Raw genomic sequence first — 6160 nt, 5'->3', positions numbered from 1 at the left:
GCGGGCAGCCGTTTTTGGCCCCACACCCGGCAACCTTGTAAATGCATCGATCAGCTTCGCGATCGGTTCGGGATAGTACAAATGCAAACTACTCCTTCTGCCTATATATTAGAACAAGCCCGGAATTTTCATACCGCCCGTAAATTTACCCATATCGGAGTTAGCAAGTTCTTCAGCTTTGGCAAGCGCATCATTCACTGCTGTCATAACGAGATCCTGTAGCATTTCAACATCATCCGGATCTACAGCTTCAGGCTTAATGTTGATGGATATAACTTGCTTATGACCACTAACTTGTACTGTAACTACACCGCCACCAGAAGTACCTTCTACTGATTTGGTTGCGAGTTCTTCCTGAGCTTTCAGCATTTGCTCCTGCATCTTTTTAACTTGCTTCATCATTTGGTTCATATTATTCATGGGTTCATCTCTCCTTTGTGGAATGCACGGTAATACGTGCTAATCTTTTATGACAACGAGGTCTTCTCCAAACAATTGGATTGCCTCATCAATCCATGGCTTCTCTCCACCGGCTTCGGCCTCTTCATGCTCCAGCTTTAATTCCTCTGCGGGTGGCTTACCGGCGCCTTCAACGGCGTCACTCCAATCACGCAGCATCATCGTAACCAAATGATACGGACTACCAAGCTGAGACTCTAGCACTCCCTCGATCACCTGTTTATTAGCAGGCTTCTCAGTCGTTTCTCGGTGAATATTATTCTTAAATGCAACAAGGACATTATCTTCCCAGACAGAAACAGGTTCCCCATCCATAAACCAAGCGTGCACTGTAACCTTCTCTTCCTTTACATTCTGAAGGATCTGGGCCCATTGACGCTGTACGTTCTGGAATGCTTCTCCTGTTCTCGCTGCTACATACTGTTCCATCTGCTGCGGTTTTTTGGCCGTTGAGGCCATTTTTGGAGCAGGGGCACGGGGTGCCGGTTTGGAAGTATCGCGTCCATCTGCTGCGGGTACACCCTTTTGCATTATACGCTCGAGTTTTTTCTCTAGTGTAGCCACCTGCTGCTTTAGTCGGGTCAATTCTCCCTCATCCGCGGCACCTGCAACTGCACCATATGAAGTCACTCCACCGTTACCTTGTGGTATACCACACAATTTAAGTAAGGCTACCTCAAACAATGTCTGGGGTTGCGAAGCGTATTTCATCTCGCTTTGATAGCGATTCAGGGTATCAATCATCTTAAAAAGCTCTTCCCTGGAGAAGGCCTCAGCCATCTCCGTGAAATCAGCAGAATTTAATACACGCTCCGTCAACTTGTCAGCATTAGGAACCATTTTGATCATGAGTAGATCACGGAAATAATACAAAAGGTTCTCCATGCATTTGTCGGCACTTTTGCCCTCCTGCATAAATTGTTCTACCATCTGCAGCACAAGTCCTGCATCACCCTGCTTTAAAGCTGCTGCCAGACGACTAAACTGCTCCGAGGGAATGCCTCCGGTCATGTCCATAACCTGTTGATAGGTCACCTTACCTCCGGTAAAGGATGCAATCTGATCTAAAATACTGAGTGCATCACGCATTCCGCCATCTGATAACCGAGCGATATACTGCAAAGCTTCATGCTCAGCGCTTATTCCTTCTTCTGAACATATGCGTTCTAGTCGTTCACTCTGTTCCTCTAGAGAAACACGTCTGAAGTCGAATCGCTGACAGCGTGAGATGATCGTAGCCGGTAATTTATGCGGCTCGGTTGTTGCCAATATAAACATGACATGCGCTGGTGGCTCCTCTAACGTCTTCAATAGCGCGTTGAAGGCCTCCGTTGTGAGCATGTGTACTTCATCAATAATGTAAACCTTGCGACGAACCTCAGTAGGCGCATATTTAACCTTTTCCCGTAGGTCCCGGATTTCCTCAACACCACGGTTCGATGCTGCGTCAATCTCCTGAACGTCCATAACCGCACCGGATGTAATCCGGCGACACGCCTCACACTCGTTGCAGGGTTCATCTGTCGGTCCATTTTCGCAGTTCACGGCTTTGGCTAAAATCTTAGCGGCACTTGTCTTACCTGTACCCCGGGGACCGCTGAACAGGTAGGCATGGGAGACTCGCTGCTCACGGATCGCGTTCTGCAGGGTCTGGATAATATGCCGCTGCCCCACCATGTCACGGAACGACTGGGGTCTCCAGGCACGATATAACGCAATATGTTCCACTCTGCTTTACCCTCTTTCAACTTCCACTTCCACGGCTTTCAAGCCGCATAGTTTAGGATATAAGAAAGTATTTGCTTACTCATATCACAATATAAAACTTTGTACAAAAAAGCGGTTTTTAATCAGTACAACTACGTCAATTAACGACTTACTCATTATACTACATTCTATACTAATTTCCCCAGCCCAGCAAAACGTTTGCTGTGAAAATAATAAGATAATAATTCGCGAGGTAAACCTGTAATAAAAAATTAAGCCAAGCACAAGGCTTCACTTGTACATGGCTTAATTCATTAAAAAAGCACCCCTGTCAGTCGACAGAGATGCTTGAGTGTTCGGTATAAGTTACCGTGCACCTATTATTGATAATTGCGATCCGAGCGGCAATCCTGAGCAACAACTCGGGCTAGGCTACCTTCCGGCACAAAAGCGAACTTGCTTATGGCTGCTTCCTTCCGGACCTGACCAGGTTCACAAGTGCTCATTGCGGAAGACCCAACCGTCAACATCGAGCGCAGGGACCAGCCTCACATCGACAATACCTCTAATAGGAATTCAACCTCGCTACAGCGGATTGCGAGTTACAGGGCACCGCTACCTCCCCGTCTAGCACGGTAAAATTAAGTATATCGTATGCATGTCCAAATTGCAACCAGCGGAAGAAGTTGGCGATCAAGCAAACCGATTTTATTTATAAAATATAAATCAAAAACCCTTCGCACAAGGCGAAGGGTCTGATTATTAGATACCGTATTTCTTTTTAAATCTATCAACACGACCGCCAGCATCCAGGAACTTCTGTTTACCTGTGAAGAATGGATGGCAGTTGGAGCAAACCTCCACGCGAAGGTCCGGCTTTACAGAACCTGTTTCGAACGTGTTACCGCAAGCGCAAGTTACCGTAGTAACGTGATATTTCGGTTGAATATCTTGTCTCATTAGACTTTCACCTCTTTCCGCCCTGAGCCTCATGCGGACTCAGAGTAATTGGACACATAAAAAAAGTATATCATGTGCATTTTATTTGTGCAATAGCCCAGCTGAAAACAACGACTGAAGTACAGAATACTCCTAACCTCATCGAAGTTCTTTACGGAGTTCTTTAAGATATCGCACTAATCAGTACATCACAACTTATTATTAAGCTTAACCCTAAGATCCCTTAATAAGTTCTTAGTTATTCTTATCATACTACTATTAATTTATATAACGGTCGGCTTTTTCTTCGGACGAGCCATCCCTGCAGGTGGTACATGCGTATAAGAGCCAATAACTACATCTGGCAGCTCTTCTTGCATAATCTCAATGGCTTGTTTCATGCCAAGAATTTCACCTCGGGCTGGTGGAATAAGGTCGAAATAACTTTCAGGATCAATATTCAAATTCCGAAGCTGAATCAGACGAAGCCCCGTACGACGTGCGAACTCTATCATTGCCTCTAGCTCTTCTTCACGATCTGTTACACCTGGGAAGATCAGATAGTTAATGGATGTATACACACCTTGATCGGTCGCATACCGAAGTGATTTCTCCACGTTAGCTAGATTATATCCACGCGGCTTGTAATACGCATTATAATGATCGTCAAGCGCACTAATGGTACTTACGCGCATCAAATCAAGACCAGCATCCACGATTCCCCGAATATGATCGGTTAGACCCGCATTCGTATTGATATTAATGTACCCCATGTCGGTAATCGATCGAACCTCGCGCATAGCCTCAATTATAATCTTCGCTTGTGTGGAGGGTTCTCCTTCACAGCCCTGTCCAAAACTAATAATCGATTCAGGAGTCTTCAGATGCTCAAGCATAATCTGTACCAACTCCTCTGTACGAGGACGGAAGTTCATCCGAGTCTGAGGAGCTACAAACCCACTATCATCCGGTTGCTCTGAGATACATCCAAAACAGCCTGCATTACAAGAATAAGATACCGGTACAGCACCTTCCCAGCGATTCAAGAACGTATTGGATGCCGTCAAGCATTCATAACCCAACGCACAGTTAGAAAGGTGTTCATACAGCCGGTTCTCTGGATATTTCTCAGTCAGTTTCTTCACACCCAACTCGAGTTCAGTCAGGTCGCAATTGACTGGATTCCATTTCTCAGGATCATCTGTTAAACGCGCAGCAGTATAAAAGACTCCATCCTTCCACACAACAGCAGAGTATCCAAACAGCGGTAGTTTGTACTCTTTATCTGTTTTTACATACCCAGGAAGACAAAGGCGTGTATATCCTTGGGGCAAAAGAGCACCGACAGCCGTCTCATTCCCTGGTAGTGCCTTCATCTCGCCCGTTTCCGGATCCATTCCGATCGCCCGGGTGTTCGGCAGTCCTACAAGAGTAGCGCCTTCCGGTAGAGGGATCAATTCATCTTCTAATATCTCAACAATCATATCACCACTGCGGGCAAGCCCATACAGTTCGGAATGATCATATACATTTCCTTGCTCATCTGCATAAACCAAATACATGTCGTTCTCCTATTCTAAGCTTGATTCTTAACCTGGTACTCAGGCTTGTGTCGCCGGAGCCGTCGAAGAAGAACGCGAGGTGCGTCTTGCAGGTTGGCTCGGTGTCGATGTGTTGTTGCTTCCATTGACATCAAATGATGCAAGGAATTCAGCATTTGTCTTGCTATCGCGCATTTTTTTGAGGAAACCTTCTACAAAATCAGCGGAGTCATTCATATTTTTACGGATAGCCCAAATGGTATCAAGCTCTTCTTTATTAAGAAGCACTTCTTCGCGGCGAGTTCCTGAACGACGAATATCAATCGCTGGGAAGATACGACGCTCTGCAAATCTACGGTCCAGATGTAATTCCATGTTACCCGTTCCCTTGAACTCTTCATAAATGATATCGTCCATACGTGAACCTGTATCAACCAGTGCGGTTGCTAAAATCGTCAGACTTCCGCCTTCTTCCACGTTACGCGCTGCGCCAAAAAAACGTTTAGGACGGTGGAATGCCGCCGGGTCGATACCACCACTAAGTGTTCTACCGGAAGGAGGAATAACTAGGTTATATGCACGTGCCAATCGTGTAATGCTATCCAGCAATATAACAACATCCTTCTTATGCTCTACCAAGCGAAGAGCGCGTTCCAGAACCAGTTCAGCAACCTTAATATGATTCTCAGGCAACTCATCAAATGTAGATGCAACCACTTCACCCTTTACAGAGCGCTGCATATCGGTTACTTCTTCCGGACGTTCGTCGATGAGTAGAACAAATAGTTCAATTTCGGGATGATTTGTTGAGATACTGTTGGCAATTTCTTTTAGGAGGAGCGTCTTCCCCGCTTTCGGCGGAGCTACGATCAAACCGCGTTGTCCTAAACCTACAGGAGCAAGAAGATCCATAATACGAGTAGACAACTGATTAGGGGATGTTTCTAACACTAGTTTATCTTGCGGATAAAGAGGAGTCAGCGCCGGAAAGTGCAAACGTTCCGCTGCAACGGCAGGGTTCTCACCATTGACGGCATTGACTTGCAATAGACCAAAATAACGTTCATTCTCTTTTGGTGTTCTACATTTGCCGGATACTAAGTCTCCTGTTCTCAGATCGAATTTACGAATCTGGGATGCAGAAATATAAATATCCTCGGTACTAGGAAGATAGTTGATCGGCCTCAAAAAGCCGTATCCTTCTGATAAAACTTCAAGCACACCTTCCATAAACATCAGGCCGCTTTGTTCAGCTTGAGCGCGAAGAATAGCAAAAATAAGCTCCTTCTTCTTCAACTGACCGTAGTAAGGTATCTGATACTTTTTAGCCAATTTATACAGATCTGTTAGCTTCATACCTTCCAAATCGGAAATTTGTAAATCCATTCAATAACCACCTATTCAATTTTTGATTCTGAGTAAGGCTTTCACAGCCATTGTAAGTCTATAAATCTATGATTGCTTTACTAGGAATAGGATTACCCAATTCAAAGGGAGATATGCAAATTAAGGAA

The 6160-nt window shown here is 45.2% G+C and carries 6 protein-coding genes and 1 other RNA gene (1 of these 7 cut by a window edge); all 7 read right to left on the bottom strand.

The window, feature by feature from the left end; all coding sequences use genetic code 11:
- Positions 1–81, bottom strand: the start of a protein-coding gene (recR, locus tag ACK8P5_RS01010; RefSeq protein ID WP_422659162.1) for a recombination mediator RecR. 516 nt of this gene lie to the left of the window's left edge; 81 of the gene's 597 nt are visible here — the first part of the coding sequence; the start codon lies at positions 79–81; the stop codon falls past the left edge of the window.
- Between the two features lie 27 nt (positions 82–108).
- Positions 109–420 (bottom strand): YbaB/EbfC family nucleoid-associated protein, encoded by a 312-nt coding sequence (locus ACK8P5_RS01005; RefSeq protein WP_422659161.1) that lies wholly within the window; start codon positions 418–420, stop codon positions 109–111.
- Positions 421–459: 39 nt separating this feature from the next.
- Positions 460–2187: a DNA polymerase III subunit gamma/tau gene (gene dnaX, locus ACK8P5_RS01000; protein WP_422659160.1), complete on the bottom strand. Its 1728-nt coding sequence runs from the start codon at positions 2185–2187 to the stop codon at positions 460–462.
- 348 nt (positions 2188–2535) lie between these two features.
- Positions 2536–2802, bottom strand: an RNA gene (ffs, locus tag ACK8P5_RS00995) — signal recognition particle sRNA large type.
- A 126-nt stretch (positions 2803–2928) separates the two neighbouring features.
- Positions 2929–3126: a 50S ribosomal protein L31 gene (rpmE, locus tag ACK8P5_RS00990; RefSeq protein ID WP_422659159.1), complete on the bottom strand. Its 198-nt coding sequence runs from the start codon at positions 3124–3126 to the stop codon at positions 2929–2931.
- Positions 3127–3389: 263 nt separating this feature from the next.
- Positions 3390–4667 carry a radical SAM protein gene (locus tag ACK8P5_RS00985; protein ID WP_422659158.1) on the bottom strand — a complete coding sequence of 426 codons (1278 nt, stop codon included), beginning with the start codon at positions 4665–4667 and terminating at the stop codon, positions 3390–3392.
- A gap of 39 nt (positions 4668–4706) precedes the next feature.
- Positions 4707–6032 carry a transcription termination factor Rho gene (gene rho / locus ACK8P5_RS00980; protein WP_422659157.1) on the bottom strand — a complete coding sequence of 442 codons (1326 nt, stop codon included), beginning with the start codon at positions 6030–6032 and terminating at the stop codon, positions 4707–4709.
- Between the last annotated feature and the right edge of the window lie 128 nt (positions 6033–6160).

Origin of the sequence: Paenibacillus sp. EC2-1, from assembly GCF_049311625.1 — a bacterium.
Classification (GTDB): Bacteria; Bacillota; Bacilli; order Paenibacillales; family Paenibacillaceae; genus Paenibacillus_AQ.
This window is presented reverse-complemented; position numbering and strand designations above follow the sequence as displayed.